At 63.0% G+C, this 15,523-nt stretch carries 12 protein-coding genes; 8 read left to right on the forward strand and 4 right to left on the reverse strand.

Going from position 1 to position 15,523, the window contains the following annotated elements; translation table 11 throughout:
- Positions 1 to 764, forward strand: a 764-nt coding sequence (locus tag K8W16_RS04465; RefSeq protein ID WP_304121489.1) for a putative PEP-binding protein, incomplete at its 5' end; no start/stop codon positions are given.
- 344 nt (positions 765 to 1,108) lie between these two features.
- Here the strand turns inward: K8W16_RS04465 and yedF are convergent.
- Positions 1,109 to 1,714, reverse strand: a complete 606-nt coding sequence (gene yedF / locus K8W16_RS04470; RefSeq protein ID WP_304121490.1) for a sulfurtransferase-like selenium metabolism protein YedF — start codon at positions 1,712 to 1,714, stop codon at positions 1,109 to 1,111.
- 270 nt (positions 1,715 to 1,984) lie between these two features.
- Here yedF and K8W16_RS04475 point away from each other — a divergent pair, with 270 nt between their 5' ends.
- Entirely contained in the window at positions 1,985 to 3,466 is a 1,482-nt protein-coding gene (locus tag K8W16_RS04475; protein WP_304121491.1) for a bifunctional heptose 7-phosphate kinase/heptose 1-phosphate adenyltransferase, read from the forward strand.
- 191 nt (positions 3,467 to 3,657) lie between these two features.
- Here K8W16_RS04475 and K8W16_RS04480 read toward each other — a convergent pair whose 3' ends face one another.
- From K8W16_RS04480 to K8W16_RS04490, 3 genes are all read right to left on the reverse strand, one after another.
- Positions 3,658 to 5,871, reverse strand: a complete 2,214-nt coding sequence (locus K8W16_RS04480) for a hypothetical protein (protein ID WP_304121493.1) — start codon at positions 5,869 to 5,871, stop codon at positions 3,658 to 3,660.
- 444 nt (positions 5,872 to 6,315) lie between these two features.
- The gene (locus tag K8W16_RS04485; RefSeq protein ID WP_304121495.1) at positions 6,316 to 8,235 is read right to left on the reverse strand and encodes a hypothetical protein; all 1,920 of its coding nucleotides are present in this window, start codon (positions 8,233 to 8,235) and stop codon (positions 6,316 to 6,318) included.
- Positions 8,236 to 8,254: 19 nt separating this feature from the next.
- Positions 8,255 to 8,719, reverse strand: coding sequence for a type III secretion system chaperone (locus K8W16_RS04490; RefSeq protein WP_304121496.1), 465 nt, complete (start codon positions 8,717 to 8,719; stop codon positions 8,255 to 8,257).
- A 591-nt stretch (positions 8,720 to 9,310) separates the two neighbouring features.
- On the opposite strand from K8W16_RS04490, the gene K8W16_RS04495 reads away from it, so the two are divergent.
- From K8W16_RS04495 to K8W16_RS04520, 6 genes are all read left to right on the forward strand, one after another.
- Positions 9,311 to 10,276 (forward strand): AEC family transporter, encoded by a 966-nt coding sequence (locus K8W16_RS04495; protein WP_304121498.1) that lies wholly within the window; start codon positions 9,311 to 9,313, stop codon positions 10,274 to 10,276.
- Positions 10,277 to 10,377: 101 nt separating this feature from the next.
- Positions 10,378 to 11,451, forward strand: coding sequence for a DctP family TRAP transporter solute-binding subunit (locus tag K8W16_RS04500; RefSeq protein ID WP_304121499.1), 1,074 nt, complete (start codon positions 10,378 to 10,380; stop codon positions 11,449 to 11,451).
- 68 nt (positions 11,452 to 11,519) lie between these two features.
- Positions 11,520 to 11,990 (forward strand): TRAP transporter small permease, encoded by a 471-nt coding sequence (locus tag K8W16_RS04505; protein WP_304121500.1) that lies wholly within the window; start codon positions 11,520 to 11,522, stop codon positions 11,988 to 11,990.
- 52 nt (positions 11,991 to 12,042) lie between these two features.
- Positions 12,043 to 13,338 carry a TRAP transporter large permease gene (locus tag K8W16_RS04510; protein ID WP_304121501.1) on the forward strand — a complete coding sequence of 432 codons (1,296 nt, stop codon included), beginning with the start codon at positions 12,043 to 12,045 and terminating at the stop codon, positions 13,336 to 13,338.
- A gap of 941 nt (positions 13,339 to 14,279) precedes the next feature.
- Complete coding sequence (locus K8W16_RS04515; protein ID WP_304121503.1) at positions 14,280 to 15,137, forward strand: site-specific integrase; 858 nt, start codon at positions 14,280 to 14,282, stop codon at positions 15,135 to 15,137.
- Positions 15,134 to 15,523, forward strand: a 390-nt coding sequence (locus K8W16_RS04520; protein ID WP_304121504.1) for a glycosyltransferase, incomplete at its 3' end; no start/stop codon positions are given. The genes K8W16_RS04515 and K8W16_RS04520, both read left to right, overlap by 4 nt.

Below are 15,523 nucleotides of genomic sequence, written 5' to 3' on the forward strand. Positions count from 1 at the left end.
AGCTGCTTGTGGAAACTACGGAACTGCGCGTGCGCGGCGACAGCCCCGAGCTTCTGAAAGAAAAGGAACATCTGCTCGCGCAGGTGGAAAAGCTGCATGAAGTCAACCCCATGCTGGGCCATCGCGGCTGCCGCCTCGGGATCACCTATCCCGAAGTGTACGAAATGCAGATGTACGCAATCTTCAACGCGGCTTCCCGCCTCGCGCGCGACGGCTACACCCCGCGTCCTGAAATCGAAATCCCGCTCACCATCAGCCTTGCGGAAATGGCCATGCTCAAGGAGCGCTGCGACCGCATCGCCAAGGAGTGCATGGAAGCGCACAAGGTCACCTTCCCCTACCTGTGCGGCAGCATGATCGAGCTGCCCCGCGCGGCCCTGCTGGCCGGGGAAATCGCGGAAGCTGCGGAATTCTTCAGCTTCGGCACCAACGACCTCACCCAGACCTGCTTCGGCTTCAGCCGCGACGACGCGGAAGGCAAGTTCCTGCCCATCTACATCAACCAGCATATCCTGAAGGACAACCCCTTCGCCGTGCTGGACCGCAAGGGTGTGGGCAGGCTGATGCAGATCGCCATTGAGGAAGGCCGCAAGACCAGGCCCGACCTCATGATCGGCATCTGCGGCGAACACGGCGGCGACCCGAGCTCCGTGGAATTCTGCCATCAGGCCGGCCTCGACCTCGTAAGCTGCTCGCCCTACCGCATCCCGATTGCCCGCCTCGCGGCTGCCCAGGCGGCCCTGAAGTATCCGAGAAAGAAGTAAGCGCGGGCGCATAGCGCACGAACCCAGCATCAGGGGCCGCCGGGGCAACCGGGCGGCCCTTTTTCTGCCGTCAAGGGCCTGTGCGCCGCGAACGGGGCGGGGAAAGGGAATCTGCGGCAGGGCTTCTTCGCCATGCCGCATCAAGCGCCGCTGCGCCGCAAACAGGCCGCAGGCAAGGCCCGCCTTCCCCTGTGCACCCGCCGCCGCAGGGCGGAAAGGCCATGCCTCCTCCCCGGCCGGGCAAGGCCCGCCCGCAAGGCAAGAAAAAGCCCCGGTTCCCTGCCTTGAGGCGGAAAAACGGGGCGCTTCCTTCGGCCCGCACGGGGGCGGAGGAAAGAGGGGGATCAGACGCGGATCACCTTGTCCGCAAGGTCGAGGCTGGTCACGATATCGAGCATGTTGGTGGTCTCGCCCACCTCTTTCTGCTCAAGAAGATGATAGTAATCAAGGCACGTCCCGCAGACGAGTATGCTCACGCCCGCGCTCTCCAGCTTTTTCAGGGCGTCCAGAGCCGGGCCGGGGGTGGAGGAAAGGCGCACGCCGCCGTTGACCATGACGATGCGCCAGAGGCGGGCCCCCATTTCCGGGAGCGTGGCGAGGAAGTTGACCATGAGCTTCGCGCCGAGCTCGTCGCTCCCCGAGCCCACAGTGTCGGAGCTCAGGAAGACCAGGGTGCGGCAGGGAGCCTCTTCCCCGGCCTGCGCTATGACTTCCTCGGCCGCCGCGCAGCTCACGCCCGCCCGGGCGGCCTTCACGGCCCACAAGGATTCCCCGCGCTTTTCCACCTGCGGGGCATAGCCGCTTCTGGCAAGGAAGCGGCTCACGTTCTCCGAAGCCGGGGCGTTGTCCACCAGAACTTCCACCTCTTCCGGCTTCTTTTCCACCAGCGCACGGGTGCGCAGCACCGGTTCCGGGCACACGAGGCCCCGGCAATCCAGCATTTCCGACATATTCTCCTCCTTCTGCAACAAGGTTGAAAGGCCCGCGCGGCATTGCCCCGGGCCGGATCTTCGCCCGGGCTTCGGCACGCGGGAAAGCTCCTCTTCCGGCAGAGGGGGCGCGGCCCGGCATGCCGGGGCCCCGCGCTTCCTCTCTCATCGCAGGGTAGCGGCTTTTCCCCCGCGAGGCAAGGAAGCGCCCTCCTTTACTTTGGCCCTTCCGGCTGCTATCGTTGCCGTGCTCAGGCCGCGCGGGCCGCCCTTTTCTGCGAGGACACAGCCATGTTGCTTTCAAGTATCGTCAAGTCATATAAAAAAGTCAGGGTGCTCTGTGTGGGCGACGTGATGCTCGACCACTTCCTCTACGGGAAGGTCGAGCGCATCTCCCCCGAAGCCCCGGTGCCCGTGTTCAACTTCCAGAGCGAGAAAAGGATGCTCGGCGGCGCGGGGAACGTGGTGGCCAACCTGCACAGCCTGGGCTGTGCGGCCGACCTCATCTGCTTCATCGGGGACGACGCGGCGGGCAGGGAGGTGCGCCTCCTGCTTGAGGCCGTGTGCGAAAATCCCCTGCCCGTGGTGGTCCCCGGCTTCCCCACCATCGAGAAAACCCGCGTCATTGCGGGCAACAACCACCTCCTGCGCATCGACAACGAGCGCCGTTTCGACGGCACGGCCGACCTTTGCGGCTTCCTCGGCCCGGAGCTCGACGAGCGCGTAAAGGCGGCGGATATCGTGCTGCTTTCCGACTACGCCAAGGGCATGCTTTCCCCGGAGCGCTGCCGCCGCCTCATCGAGGCATGCAGGAGCGCGCGGCGCCCCGTCATCATCGACCCGAAAGGCGACGACTACTCCAAATACGCCCGCGCCACGGTGGTCAAGCCCAACCTCAGGGAATTCAATCAGGCCACGGGCATGGACTGCCGCCCCACGGAGCCGGGCTTCAGGGAAAAACTCTGCGTGGGCGCGAAAAAACTCTTTGAAAAACACGGCATAGAAAACCTGCTCGTCACCCTGAGCGAGCACGGCATGGCCTTTGTCTCGGCAAAGAACCCCGACGAGGTGTTCCAGCTCCCCACCGAGGCGCGCGAGGTCTTCGACGTGTCCGGCGCGGGCGACACCTCGCTTGCGGCCTTCGGCGCGTCGCTTGCCGCAGGCGCGGACATTCAGGACGCCATGAAGCTCGCCAACGTGGCTTCCGGCGTGGCCGTGGGCAAGCTCGGCACCTCCTGCGTGACGGGCGAGGAAATCCTCGACGCCCTCTCCCGCCGCCGCTCCTCCTCCGGCCCGGGCTGGAAGCAGAAGCGGAAAATCGTCAGCCGCCGCGAGGCTGCCGAAGTCGCGGCCCAGTGCCGCGAGCAGGGCAGGAAGGTGGGCTTCACCAACGGCTGCTTCGACCTTCTGCATCAGGGGCACCTGCACTCGCTCATGCAGGCGCGGCAGGAATGTGACGTGCTCATGGTGGGCCTCAATACCGACGCTTCCATTAAAAGGCTCAAAGGGCCGGAGCGCCCCATCCAGGATGAGAAGACCCGCGCCCTGCTTCTGGCCTCGCTGGAATTCGTGGATTATGTCGTCATGTTCGACGACGATACCGCCCTGCCCCTGGTGGACGCCATACGGCCCGACCTCATCCTCAAGGAAGGCTACACCATCGACCGCTGGCCCGAAGCGCAGTTCGTGGAAAGCTACGGCGGCAGGGCCGTCACCCTCTCAAGGCTGGAAGGCTATTCCACCACAAGCACCATACGGCGCATGAAAGGCTGAGGGATTCGCCCACAAAGCCGACTCCCCGAAGCGGGCCTTCTTCTTTTCAAGGCATCCGCAGGCTTCTGCCGTGCCGCAGGGGGAGCCCCCGCCACAGGGAAAGAAGCCCGCGCCTCACGCGCTCGGGGCCCCCTGCCCGGCGCCCAGGGCAGGGGGGCACGCTTTTCCTGCGCAGGAGCCGGCAGCGGTCCCTACGCTTCAGGGTAGGCGCGCACGTCCACGGTGGCCCCGGCAAGCCTGTCCAGAGGCCAGTGCTCTTCTTCCCCTGTGAGGGAATTGCGCAGTATGAGGCCGCCCGCTTCCGTGCCCGCCACGGCCATGTAATGGTTGTCCTTGAACAGAAGCACCATACGGTCGTTGTTCAGGTGGCGCGAAATGGCCTCCAGGTCCTTCTCGCCCGCAATGTTTCCCTGAAGCTTCTCTTCCCCGTCTTCCACACTGTAGAGCACGGGCGTCAAGCCGAAGATGCCGGCGAACTCGGCCGCCAGGCCCATGCCTCCGGCCGACCACTTCCCGTCGTGCTTCGCATAGAGGGCAGCCATGGAATTTTCCAGGCGGCTGAATTCCGCATGAAGGGCAGAAGCGCCGTCCCAGTTCTCCCGGCCTTCAACGTACAGACGCCCGTCCGGCGTGACGTGCCGGGCCAGAAGGCTCCGCCCCTGCGCCGTGAGCATCATGCTGTTGAGGACGCTGTGCATGAAGCAGGTATTCATCCCCGTGCTCTGCCTGAGTACGGTATCCGCGCCGATATTTTCAGGAGCCAGTTCAACGGCGGCGCTGATCCGCACCTGAGGGGCCGGATGCAGCGCATTGTTGAGCTGCCCGGGCATGCGCTCGGCAAGGCGGCGCTCCATCGCCTCCACCACGGCCTGCCGCAGCTGCGTCCGGACCACGCTGCCGTCTTCCGCCTTCATGCCGGAAATTCCCTTCTCCATCAAATCCGGGAACACATTGCTGATCAGCTCAAAGCGGCCCTTTTCCCCGAGCTTCGGGAACATGTCCTTCAAGAAGCGCTCGGCCATTTCGTAGGCTTCCGTCTCTATGTTTTCCGGCCTCACAGAGGTGGCGGCGTCGAAGGCCTTCCCCCCGGAAACAGGCTCAGAAGCCGTGGACGGGCCCGCCCCGGAAGGCTTTTCGGAGGCCTCCGCCGAAGAAGACGCCACGTTCTTCGCCACGGCGGAGACTATCTCGCGCACCACGTCGAGGTTGACCCCGGCGGGATCCGCATCCTGCAGAAGGCCCTTCATGAGATCGGAAACAAGCCGCGCCTGCCGGGCGCGCTCCGCCACGCCGAGATCCGGGAAAAGATGCGCCACTTCCTCTTCGGCCATGGCGTCCATATTGAGGATATCCGCAAGCCCCCGGCCCCGCCGGGCCTTTTCGGAAGAAGGCGCCGCGTCTTCAGCCCCATCCATCTCATCCATCTCGTCGAGACCGTCGAGATCCTCTTCCACATACCCCGGAATCCCCCTCGGCATGTCCCTCGGCGCAGACTTCGCCGTATTCTTCGGCGCGGCCTTCGGCGCATCCTTGGCCTCAGCCTTCCGAGAATCCTTCGCCGCTTCCTTCGGCGCATCTTTGGCTTCAGCCTTCCGAGAATCCTTCGCCGCTTCCTTCGGGGCGTCCTTGGCTTCGGCCTTCGGAGAATCCTTCGCCGCTTCCTTCGGCGTATCTTTGGCTTCAGCCTTCGGCGCGTCCTTCGCTTCGGCCTTCGGGGCTTCCTTGGCCACGTCCTTCGCCACGTCGGAGACGATTTCACGCAGCACTTCGGGGTCGGTGTTGAGCAGGTCCGCATGATTCAAAAAGCCCATCACGCGCTCGCAGACCTGCCGGGCATAGCGGCCCCGCACCTCCCTGTCGAGGTTCGGGGCAACCTCCGTCAGCGCCTTTTCGGCCATGGCGGACATGTTGATGGAGCGCCACCCCGTTATTTTGGACCTCACAAAATCCTTGGTCACGGCAGTCACGATTTCCTGCATCCCTTCGGGCTTGATTGCGGACAGCTGGGCATTGCTCATGAAGCCCTTCATGCGCTCGCAGATCTGCCGTGCATACTGGCTCCGCACCTCCTTGTCGAGGTTCGGGAAAAAGCTCACCAGCGCCTTTTCGGCCATGGCGTACACCCTGGCCGAGCCCGACCGCGCGCCGGTGCGGGAAAGCTCCGCGCTCCCGGCGTTGATCATCTCGTCGCGCCGGATGATATCGTCCATGGCCCTGCCCACGGCCGCCCTGCGCGCATCTATGGTCGCCCTGCCCGAAGAGGAAAGGGCGCGGAAGGCGTCGCCTATCTTCTGGAAGAAGTGACGGGTGGCACTCTGGGCTTCCAGGCGGCCTCCGCCGTCCACCGTAAACGAACCGCCCTCCATAAGGTGCTGCCGCATCTGGTTCAGTGATTCAATAGGCATATTCTCTCTCCCGCCCCATCAGGCTTTTAAACATTCATCATAAGCGCCCCGTCCTTCCCCGCTTCCCGCAGGAAGAGGCCCGGGTATCCTCCCTTCCGCAGCCGCGGGGCAGGCGTCCTTCCATGCGCGCCCCCGTCAGCCCGGAGCGCCGCAACTTCCGGCCCCTCTGCCCGCGCCCGGCGGCAACCCGGGGCGCGGCGGAAAAGTTCCGCCAAGGGGAGCTTGTCGGCCTGCGGCCTCCCTTCCGGGAAGCGGCCGCGTGTCGACCGCCAGAGGGAAGGGAGCCTCCCTTCCGCAGCCGCGGGGCGGGGATGCCTGCGCTGTTGCCTGCGCGCCGGGCCTTCTGCCCATGGGCGCCCTTTTATGCCAACAACGTCGGCAGGCGGGCATGCTCATGCAGTATCTTGCAAAAAACGTGCCGGAAAGCCGTTTTTCCCGGGGACGCTACACTTCCGGGTAGGAGAGCACGTCGATGGTGGAGCCGACAAGCCTGCCCAGCGGAACATGCTCCTCCTTCCCTCCCATGGAGTTGCGCAGGATGAGGCCGCCCGCTTCCGTGCCCACCACGGCCATGTAGTGTCTGTCCATGTACAGGATCACCATGTAGCCATTGTTCAGGTGGCGGGAGACGGTCTCCAGATCCCCCGGCCCTGAAAGCGTCCCCTGAAACTTCTCTTCCCCGTCCTCGATCCGGTAGGGGACGGCGTCCATGCCGAAAAGCTGCGCAAACTCGCCCGCCAGGCCCATCCTGCCGTAGCTCCAGGCATTGTCGCGCGTACTGTAGGCATCCGCCATGGAGAGCTCCAGGCTGGCGAAGTCGCCCGGCTTGACCGTGGCCTGCCCCGTCGCACGCATGCCCAGGTCCAGGAGCCCGTCGGGAGTGATGCAGGTTCTCAATATGGCCCGGCCCTTTTCCGTGGTCAGCATGCTGTTGACCACGCTCATCATGAAGCAGGTGTTCGGGCCCTGCGTGAGTATGGTCTCCGGCCTTATCAGCTGAGGAGTAAGGGCGTCGGAAGCCTTTGTCTTCACCCCCGGGGCGGGGTGGAAGCCCGTCCTTACGGCGTCGGGCATGTTCTCGCGGGCCAGTTCCTCCACCGTGTCCGCCACGAGCTGGATCAGCTCTTTCTTGAGCACGCTCCCGTCCTCGTCCCGTATGTGGGCGAGCAGCTCCGACCGTATCCTCCCGCAGGCCCCGTCCGCAAGCTCCCTGTGCGCGGCTTCATCGAGCCCCGGGAAGAACCAGTCCGCCACGGATTTCGCCATGGCGTTCATCCGCCCCTCCACGTCCTCGCCCCTCACCTTGTAGGAAGCCTCGGGAGCCTTTTCCTCCGGCACGGGATGGGCCAGCGCCCAGTCGGGCAGCCTGCCCTCCTTCAGGCCCTGCACATATTCATTCACGCCGCGCTCAAGCTCCTTCTTGTCGGCAAAAAGCTGCCGCAGGTCGGGCTGCTTCCAGAAATACCCGTTCACCTCCAGGGCGAGCTGCGTCTTCTCCCCCTGGCCCAGATGCGAGAACGCCCTGTGCACGGCATTCTGGGCAAAGGGGAGCACCGCCTTGCGGAGCTCGTCCTTCTGCGCGGAAGCCTGCGGCTGCGCGGAAGCCGCCTTTGCGCCGGCCCCCTCCGGGGCCGGGGAAGCCGCCTTCTGCGCAGAAGGCCGGCCCTCAAGGCCGCGCGCGTATTCCTCCATGGCGCGGCCGAGAGATTCCGCGCCGTCAAAGCGCGCTTCAAGGTCGGGCATGTTCCGGAAATGATCGTTCACGCTCATGATCATGACCTGCTTCTTCTCATTATCCAGCCCCGGGAAGGCCCGGCCCACGGCGCCTTCGGCAATGCGGAACGACTCCTTGCGCAGGTCGGCCTTCTGCGCGGAAGGCCGGCCCTCAAGGCCGCGCGCGTATTCCTCCATGGCGCGGCCGAGAGATTCCGCGCCGTCAAAGCGCGCTTCAAGGTCGGGCATGTTCCGGAAATGATCGTTCACGCTCATGGCCATGAACTGCTTCTTCTCATGATCCAGCCCCGGGAAGGCCCGGCCCACGGCGCTTTCGGCAAGGCAGTACGACTCCTTGAGGAAGTCGGCCTTCTGCGCGGAAGGCCTCGCGCAGGTACGGGGAATATCCGTGTTCGCGACATTGGGGAGCCCGCCCTGCCGGAGTATGCGGTCCATGGCCGCGCTGACGGCCGCGTTGCGCGCCTCTATGGCCGCCCTGCCCGAAGAGGAAAGGGAGCGGAAGATATCCGCTATTTTCTGAAAAAAGTGCCTGACGGCGCCCTGCGTTTCCAGCCTGCCCCGGTTGTCCAGGGCAAAATGGGCGCCTGCGGCCTGCTGTTGCTGCAACTGTGCGGAAGTATCTATGCGCATGTCCTTTCTCCCCCCGTGGTCAGACTCTCAAAAAGTTCATCATAAGCGCGCCGCCGCCGTCCTCTTCCTGAAGCGGGGCGGGACGCCAGGCGTCGAGGCGCACCATCCAGTCCGCGGCCACGGAAAGCAGATTGTTCACGATGCGCGCAAAGCTTTCCCCGTCCAGATGGAAGGCGTCCCAGGCAAGCTGGAGCGTCGCGAGCTCCTGCTCCACATCCACCCCCAGGGTGAAGCCCAGGGTGCGGCTGAAAAGGTTGTTCGCCTCAAGAAGCTTCATGCAGAATTCCTCACGCCCCTCGCCCCTGCGGGGAAGCAGGGCCACGGCCGTGTGGAAGAGAAGCATGCCGGAGGATTCCAGAAATCCCACATGCACGCGCACCTCTTCCACGGTAAGGACGGCATGGCAGCCTCCTTCTTCCATTTCGCAGGCGCAGCCCGTGGCGGATGCATACTCAGTTGCCAGTTCCTCAAGTATTCTGTGCATGGATGCTCCTTTATGCCGACATCGTGGGCACTTTGGGAAATCATGAAAAGTCATGCAAAAAGCGTGCCGGAAAAGCAGGCAGCTCCGTATCTTTCTTATATGGAGTATAGCGCGGGAAAAAAAAGTGTACAAGGAGCGCCCTGCCGGAAACACGCCGCACAAGGCCCGGGAAAGGCTCCCCCGCAGGAGGGAAGGAGGGCCCTTCTTGTGCGCGGCGGGTGGAAGGGCACAAAGCGCAAAAGGCCGCCGCAGCGGCGGGCAGGCCTCGCCTTCCGCCGCAATGGCGTGTAACTTCTATAAAAAATCCGCCGCATGCACTGTTTCTTCCCGCATTGCGGCAAAATCGGCCCCGGTGTTTGACAATTTCTGAAAACCTATTAGTCTGGAAAAAATTGTCCTTCCCAGGGCGCAGCCTTGTCCCGCAAGGGCGGAAGCGCCTTCCGGCAGCGGTGCATTGTTCCGGCATCGCCTGCCGGCCCCCTTCGGCGCGTCCGCGCGAAGGCCTCCGGGGCAGGATGCCCGCCGGTTTTTTCTCTCTCCTTGTGCGGTACAGGGCCAGAAGCCGGGCGGTAACTTTTTGCCCCGTATGCCATGGATCGGCTCCTGCTCACCCTGACCATCATCTTTGTCAGTCTCCTTGCCGGATATGCTGTCCGGCAATGGGTGGGTTCGGGCCGCGCCCCTCTTTCCGGGCAGGCGCTCTCGCGCATCAGGCTCCTCATACAGAAAATCGCCATGTTCGGGCTCATCCCGGTCTCGGCCATGCTCTCTCTCTGGGGCCTGCCCTCGCCGGACCCGCGCCTCCTCTCCCTGCCCGCCCTCGGCCTTGCCGCGTGGGTGGCGGGCGGCGCCCTCGCCCTCGCCCTTTCCCGCCTCATGCGCCTTTCCCCCGCGAAAACGGGCAGCCTCTACTGCTGCGGCACCTTCACCAACATAGGCGCCGTGGGCACGCTCGTGGCCGTCATGTATTTCGGGGAGCAGGCCATTGCCATGGCCTCGCTCTACCGCCTGTGCGAGGAGATGTTCTACTTCTCCGTGGCCCTTCCCGTGGCGCGGAGCTTCAGCGAAAAGCCGCGCGAAGGCTCCTCCCGCCGCTTCCGCTTCGACCCTGTGCTCGCGGCCATTGTCTCCGCCCTTGCGCTGGGGCTTGCGCTCAATCTCGGCGGCGTGCCCCGCCCGGATTTCTTCGGCCTCCTTTCCACCGCCGCCATGCTCACGGGCACGGTGTGCTTCCTGCTCTCCATAGGCATGGGCCTGCGCCTTTCGCGCATGGCATGCTACGCGAAGGAATCGGCGGCCGTCTCGCTCATCAAATTCGTGCTCGTTCCCGTGCTCATTACCTCGCTTGCCATGCTCGCGGGGCTGGGCGGCGTGGAAGGCGGCGTGCCGCTCAAGGTGGTCGCCATACTTTCCGCCATGCCCGTGGCCATGAACGCGCTCATACCCCCGTCCCTGTTCGACCTCGACCTGGACCTGGCCAATGCCTGCTGGGTATTCACCACCCTGGAACTTGTGGTGGTGCTGCCCGTCCTTATTCTCATCCTGCCGCTTTTGTAGGCGGCCTAAACCTGCTTCCGCCGGACCCGCGGCGGGAGTAGTCTCTCATGTCGGGTGCAACGTGGCTTCGCGTCACCAAGAATATATCCGAGGAGGAAGTTATGAAGCTTTTCCGTACCGCCCTCATGGCCGCCGCCTGTGTGGGAATCCTGTCGGCTCCGGCGCTCGCCGCCTACAAGCAGGAATACAAGCTGAGCGTGGTTCCCGCCGCCACCTCCGGCTGGGGCCTTTCCGCCACCTATTTCGCCGACCTCGTGCGTGAGCGCACGGACGGCCGCATCAACATCAAGGTGTATCCCGGCGCCCAGCTCATGGCCGGCAAGCAGACCTCCGAGCTTCTGCTCGTGCGCCGCGGCGCCATAGACTTTGCGCTCGCCTCCACCATCAACTGGTCGCCCCAGGTGCAGGAGCTCAACCTCACCGCCCTGCCCTTCTTCGTGGCCAACAACCCCGACCGCTACAAGGCCATGGACGCCATTGAAGACGGCAAGTCCGGCAAGATGCTCGTGGAAGCCGTGGAAAAGACCGGCGTGAAGTTCATAGGCTGGGGCGAGAACGGCTTCCGTGAACTCACCACCAGCAAGGGCCCCATCAACAAGCCCGCCGACATGAAGGGCATGAAGCTGCGCGTGTGCGGCACCCCCATCTTTGCCGATATCTTCACCGCCCTCGGCGCCAACCCCCAGGCCATCAACTGGTCCGAAGCCGTGACCGGCTTCCAGCAGGGCATCGTGGACGGCCAGGAAAACCCCACCAACGGCATCAACATCACGCTCCAGATCTGGACCTGGCATAAGTACCACACCGACTGGCACTACATGATCGACCCGCTTCTGCTCACCGCCAACTCCAAGGTGTGGGACTCCTTCTCCAAGGAAGACCAGGCCATACTCATGGAATGTGCCGCAGAAATGGAAAAGTACAGCAAGGCCCTCTCCCGCCTCGGCTTCGACGACGGCTCCTCCCTGGAATACCTGAAGAGCATCAACAAGGTGCCCGCCGTGACCGACCCCTTCAAGACCATGGAAGAAAAGGGCATGACCATCGTGAAGTTCACCGATGAGCAGGTCGATGAATTCTACGCCGCCACCCAGAGCGTGCGCGACAAGTGGACCAAGGAAATCGGCGAAGAACTCGTGAAGGCCGCCGAGGCCGACATGAAGGCCGCCCAGTAACAGTTTTGAACCGGGAGCGGCACAAAGCCGGCCGCTCCCGGCCTTTTCAGCATCGGGGATTGTCATCTATGTGGAGCTTTCTGAATGCCCGCTTCGAGGAACTGCTCGGGGCACTTCTTCTGGCCGTCATGGCGTGCATCTCGTTCATCAACGTGATCGTGCGCTACTGCACCAATTTCTCCTTCTCCTCTTCGGAAGAACTGACCGTCAACTTCTTCGTCTGGATCGTTCTTCTGGGCACGGCGCGGGCCTTCCGCGAGGGAGGCAACTTCAGCATGAACCTGCTGTACGACGCCATGCCGAGGCCCGTGAGGAAGCTCCTTTATGTGTTCAGCATCCTCTGTTCCATCGTCTTTTTCGCCGCCCTCTGCTGGCAGGGCAGCGTCGAAGTGATGGATGAAATCGAGCTCAACGTGGTTTCCGAATCCCTGGCCATACCGGTATGGCTCTACACCATAGCCACGCCCCTTTTCTCCGCCCTCATCATCGTGCGCATCCTCCAGAAGGTCTGGGAAGATTTCCGCGCCAGGAACTACTAGGCCGGCCCCGCAGGGCTCCCTGTAAAAAAGCCTCATTTCACGGAGTTTACGCATGGATATGGAACTTTTCAAAGACCCGGCCTTCTGGCTCCTCATCACCTTCGCCATACCGCTCATCTTCCGCGTGCCCATCGCCATTTCCCTCGGCCTCTCCGCCCTGCTCGTGGGCTGGTGGTGGGACATGGGCGTGGACATGCTCTCCTACAACTTCTTCGCAGGCGTGGCCAAGGTGCCGCTTCTCGCCATTCCCTTCTTCATCCTCGCGGGCTTCATCATGGAGCGCGCAGGCATCGCCGCGCGCATCGTCCTTCTGGTGGAGACCATCGTGGGCAACATGACCGGCGGCCTCGCCGTGGCCACCGTGGGCGTGGCCACCTTCTGGGGCGCGGTCTCCGGCTCCGGCCCGGCCACCGTGGCGGCCCTCGGCCTCATCCTCATCCCCGCCATGGTGAAGAGCGGCTACGACAAGCCCTTTGCCGCGGCCACGGTCTCCGTGACTTCCGGCCTTGCCATAGTCATCCCGCCGAGCATCGCCTTCATCGTCTACGGCGGTATTGCCGACGTGTCCGTGCCCGCGCTCTTTGCCGCCGGCTTCATCCCCGGCGTGGTGGTGGCCGCCTTCCTCATGATTTCCGTACTCATCACCTCCCGCAAGAAAGGCTACCGCGGCAATCCCCGCACCATGCCCGTGTCCAAGGCCCTGCGCGAAGCCTTCTGGGGCGTGATGACCCCCGTCGTCATACTGGGCGGCATCTACGGCGGCGTGTTCACCCCCACCGAAGCCGCAGCCGTGGCCATTTTCTACGGGCTCTTCGTGGGCGTGTTCATCTACCGCACCATCAACAAGTTCTCCATCCTTGTCGAGGTGCTGGTGGAATCGGTGAAGGCCACCGCCGTCATCATGTTCGTCGTCACCTGCGCAGGGCTCTACGCCTGGGTGGCCAGCACCGTGGGCCTGGTGGAACGCGGGGCAGCCGTGCTCCTTTCCCTTTCCGACAACCCCATCGTGCTGCTTCTGCTCATCAACGTCATTCTCTTCATCGCGGGCATGCTTCTGGACGCCATTTCCATCTACTACGTCCTTCTGCCCTTCCTGCTGCCCATCATGGCGCATTTCAACTGGGATCCCGTGTGGTTCGGCGTGATGATGACCATCAACCTCGCCCTCGGCCAGGTGACGCCTCCCGTGGCCGTGAACCTCTATGTGGGCGCGAAGATAAGCAACCTCACCATGGAACAGATCACCCCGCCGGTGCTGCCCATGTTCGGGGCCGCCACCATAGCGCTCATCATCATCATGCTCTTCCCGGATATCACGCTCTTCCTGCCGCGCCTGCTCGGCATGTAGCGGCCTGAACCGGGCCTTCCCGTGACGAAAAAGCGCTTCCCGAAAGGGAGGCGCTTTTTTTGCGCGCGGCCCGCGCCCGGCAGGAAAAGCCCCGCCCGCGCCTTTCTCCCACGCGGCGTTTCCCGCTCCTTTATCCCCTGCGCCGGGGCGGCGCTGGCAGCTTATCAACGACACGTCGCCGGACGTGCCCTTCTCCCACGCGCCGGGCAACGCTTCCCCCGGCACGGGAAAAAGGGCCATGAGGGGCCCGGCACAGGGGCCCGGCACAAGGGCAGCCCGCCGTAAAAAAGCCGCAGGCCGGGAACGCGCGCGCTTCCCCGCGCGTTCTGTACGGGCCTCATCCCCTTGCAGGGGTGCTTTCCGGCACATCCGGCCCATGAACTTTCTCCGCTTCCTTCCCCTCCATACCGAAGCGGATGCAACATCGCCTTCTCACAAAAAGGCCGCCCGGCGGAGGCCCGCCCAAACAGGAAAAAGGCGGCAGCGCCCTGCCGGGGACTTATCGCGCATCCGGCGCACGAAAAAGCCGCATGCCCATGCGGCGGCGCGCAGGATATTCACCGCCCGGGGCAGGAACTTCACCACCAAAAAACCGCATCGCCTTTTCCTCTGTGCGCGGCAGGCCCTCCCCGGGAAAAAACGACGCCGCGCAATCCCTCTTCCGGCAGAACTTACGGTATCTTTCCGGCCGCCTTCCTGCGTACATTTTCTTATGAATACTTTTTCTGGACAAATAATGAAACATACTTTTGAAAAAGAAGAAAAAAATCATATAACATGGCGAAAAAGTATACTTTTTCGTCACCTTAAACCATGCCTTGCAAGATGCGAAACAGTATCAAATAAACACTTAAATTTCCAGTTAAAAATAGTTTAAAAACAATATCGGCTTTTCCTGACGAAAAAGTATACCTTTTCGACAATCCTGTCAGAGGGAAATCATGGACAGGAAAAGTATTCTTACAAAAAAAATCAGCAAGACTCCCCTGTTCTGCGATTTTGCCGAAGAACGATATCTGCCCTTTGCCCGGGAGCATAAGCGCAGCTGGAAAACGGACCAGCGCTACCTCAACGCGCACATTCTCCCCTTTCTGGGGGCCTATCCTCTTGCCGAAATCTCCGAAAAAACGCTCAAGGACTGGTGCTCCGTCCTGGAAGGGTCAGGGCTTGCGCCAAGCTCCTGCTACCGCATCTTCTGGCTTGTCAAATACATGCTGAACTGCGCCGTACGCTGGCAGGTACTTGCCGACGACAGCGCCTTTAAAAAGGCCGTTTACCTGAGATGCAAAAAGCGCCCCCCGGAACTGCTTTCTCACGAAGAAGCCCTGAGGCTTATTCATCTGATTCAGGAATATCCCGGGCGGAGCAGCGCGCAGGCCATACACCTGCTTCTGCTCACAGGGGCCGGCAAGGCGGAAATCCTGAACGCCCGCTGGGAAGATCTCGACCTCAGGCGCGGTATTCTTCTCTCCTCTCAGACCTTTACGGGCCGTGTCCGCCCCATCCCGCTCAACAGCGAGGCCCGGAAGCTCATTCAGAAGCTGCCCCGGCGTGAAGGCGTGCCGTGGCTTTTTTCCTCTGCAAACGGCAGGCGCCTTGTTTCCCTGCACTACACCTGGAACATGCTGCGCATAAGGCTGGGCCGCCCCACCCTGCGCCTGGCCGACCTGCGCCACTGTTTTGCCGGATTCCTCATCGACATGGGCCTCCGCCGCAAGGAGCTGAATAATATCCTGGGGCATTACCTGCCGGAAACTCTGTCTCTTCTGGCCAGCTCCTCCCACGGGAGGCAGGCATGAGCGGCGGCCCTTTCCTTTCCGTCATCATCCCGGTGTACAATGTGGAAAAGTATCTGGCCCGGTGCCTGGACAGCGTTCTCGCTCAGAGCTTTTCCGACATGGAAATCATCTGCGTGGACGACGGCTCCACAGACTCCTCGCCGGACATTCTGCGCGCCTACGCGGCCCGCGATGCGCGCATCCGCCTTATTCATCAGAAGAACCGGGGTATCGCTGCGGCCAGAAATGCAGGGCTTGACGCCGCGGCAGGCCGCTATGTCGCCTTTGTGGACAGCGACGACGCCGTTACCCCGGATATCTACAAAAGCATTTTCTCCCATTGCCCGGAAGAAGCGGAAGGAATCTGCTTCAGCGCAGAGGAAGTGTCCGAACCCGACGCGGAAAAG

The organism is Mailhella massiliensis (genome assembly GCF_020741395.1).
GTDB classification, from domain to species: Bacteria; Desulfobacterota; Desulfovibrionia; order Desulfovibrionales; family Desulfovibrionaceae; genus Mailhella; species Mailhella massiliensis_A.

Coding starts and splice junctions, on each gene's coding strand:
- yedF (WP_304121490.1), bottom strand. CDS start 1,714: ATGTCGGAAATGCTGGATTGCCGGGGCCTCGTGTGCCCGGAACCGGTG.
- K8W16_RS04500 (WP_304121499.1), top strand. CDS start 10,378: ATGAAGCTTTTCCGTACCGCCCTCATGGCCGCCGCCTGTGTGGGAATC.
- K8W16_RS04505 (WP_304121500.1), top strand. CDS start 11,520: ATGTGGAGCTTTCTGAATGCCCGCTTCGAGGAACTGCTCGGGGCACTT.
- K8W16_RS04515 (WP_304121503.1), top strand. CDS start 14,280: ATGGACAGGAAAAGTATTCTTACAAAAAAAATCAGCAAGACTCCCCTG.
- K8W16_RS04480 (WP_304121493.1), bottom strand. CDS start 5,871: ATGCCTATTGAATCACTGAACCAGATGCGGCAGCACCTTATGGAGGGC.
- K8W16_RS04495 (WP_304121498.1), top strand. CDS start 9,311: ATGGATCGGCTCCTGCTCACCCTGACCATCATCTTTGTCAGTCTCCTT.
- K8W16_RS04485 (WP_304121495.1), bottom strand. CDS start 8,235: ATGCGCATAGATACTTCCGCACAGTTGCAGCAACAGCAGGCCGCAGGC.
- K8W16_RS04475 (WP_304121491.1), top strand. CDS start 1,985: ATGTTGCTTTCAAGTATCGTCAAGTCATATAAAAAAGTCAGGGTGCTC.
- K8W16_RS04490 (WP_304121496.1), bottom strand. CDS start 8,719: ATGCACAGAATACTTGAGGAACTGGCAACTGAGTATGCATCCGCCACG.
- K8W16_RS04510 (WP_304121501.1), top strand. CDS start 12,043: ATGGATATGGAACTTTTCAAAGACCCGGCCTTCTGGCTCCTCATCACC.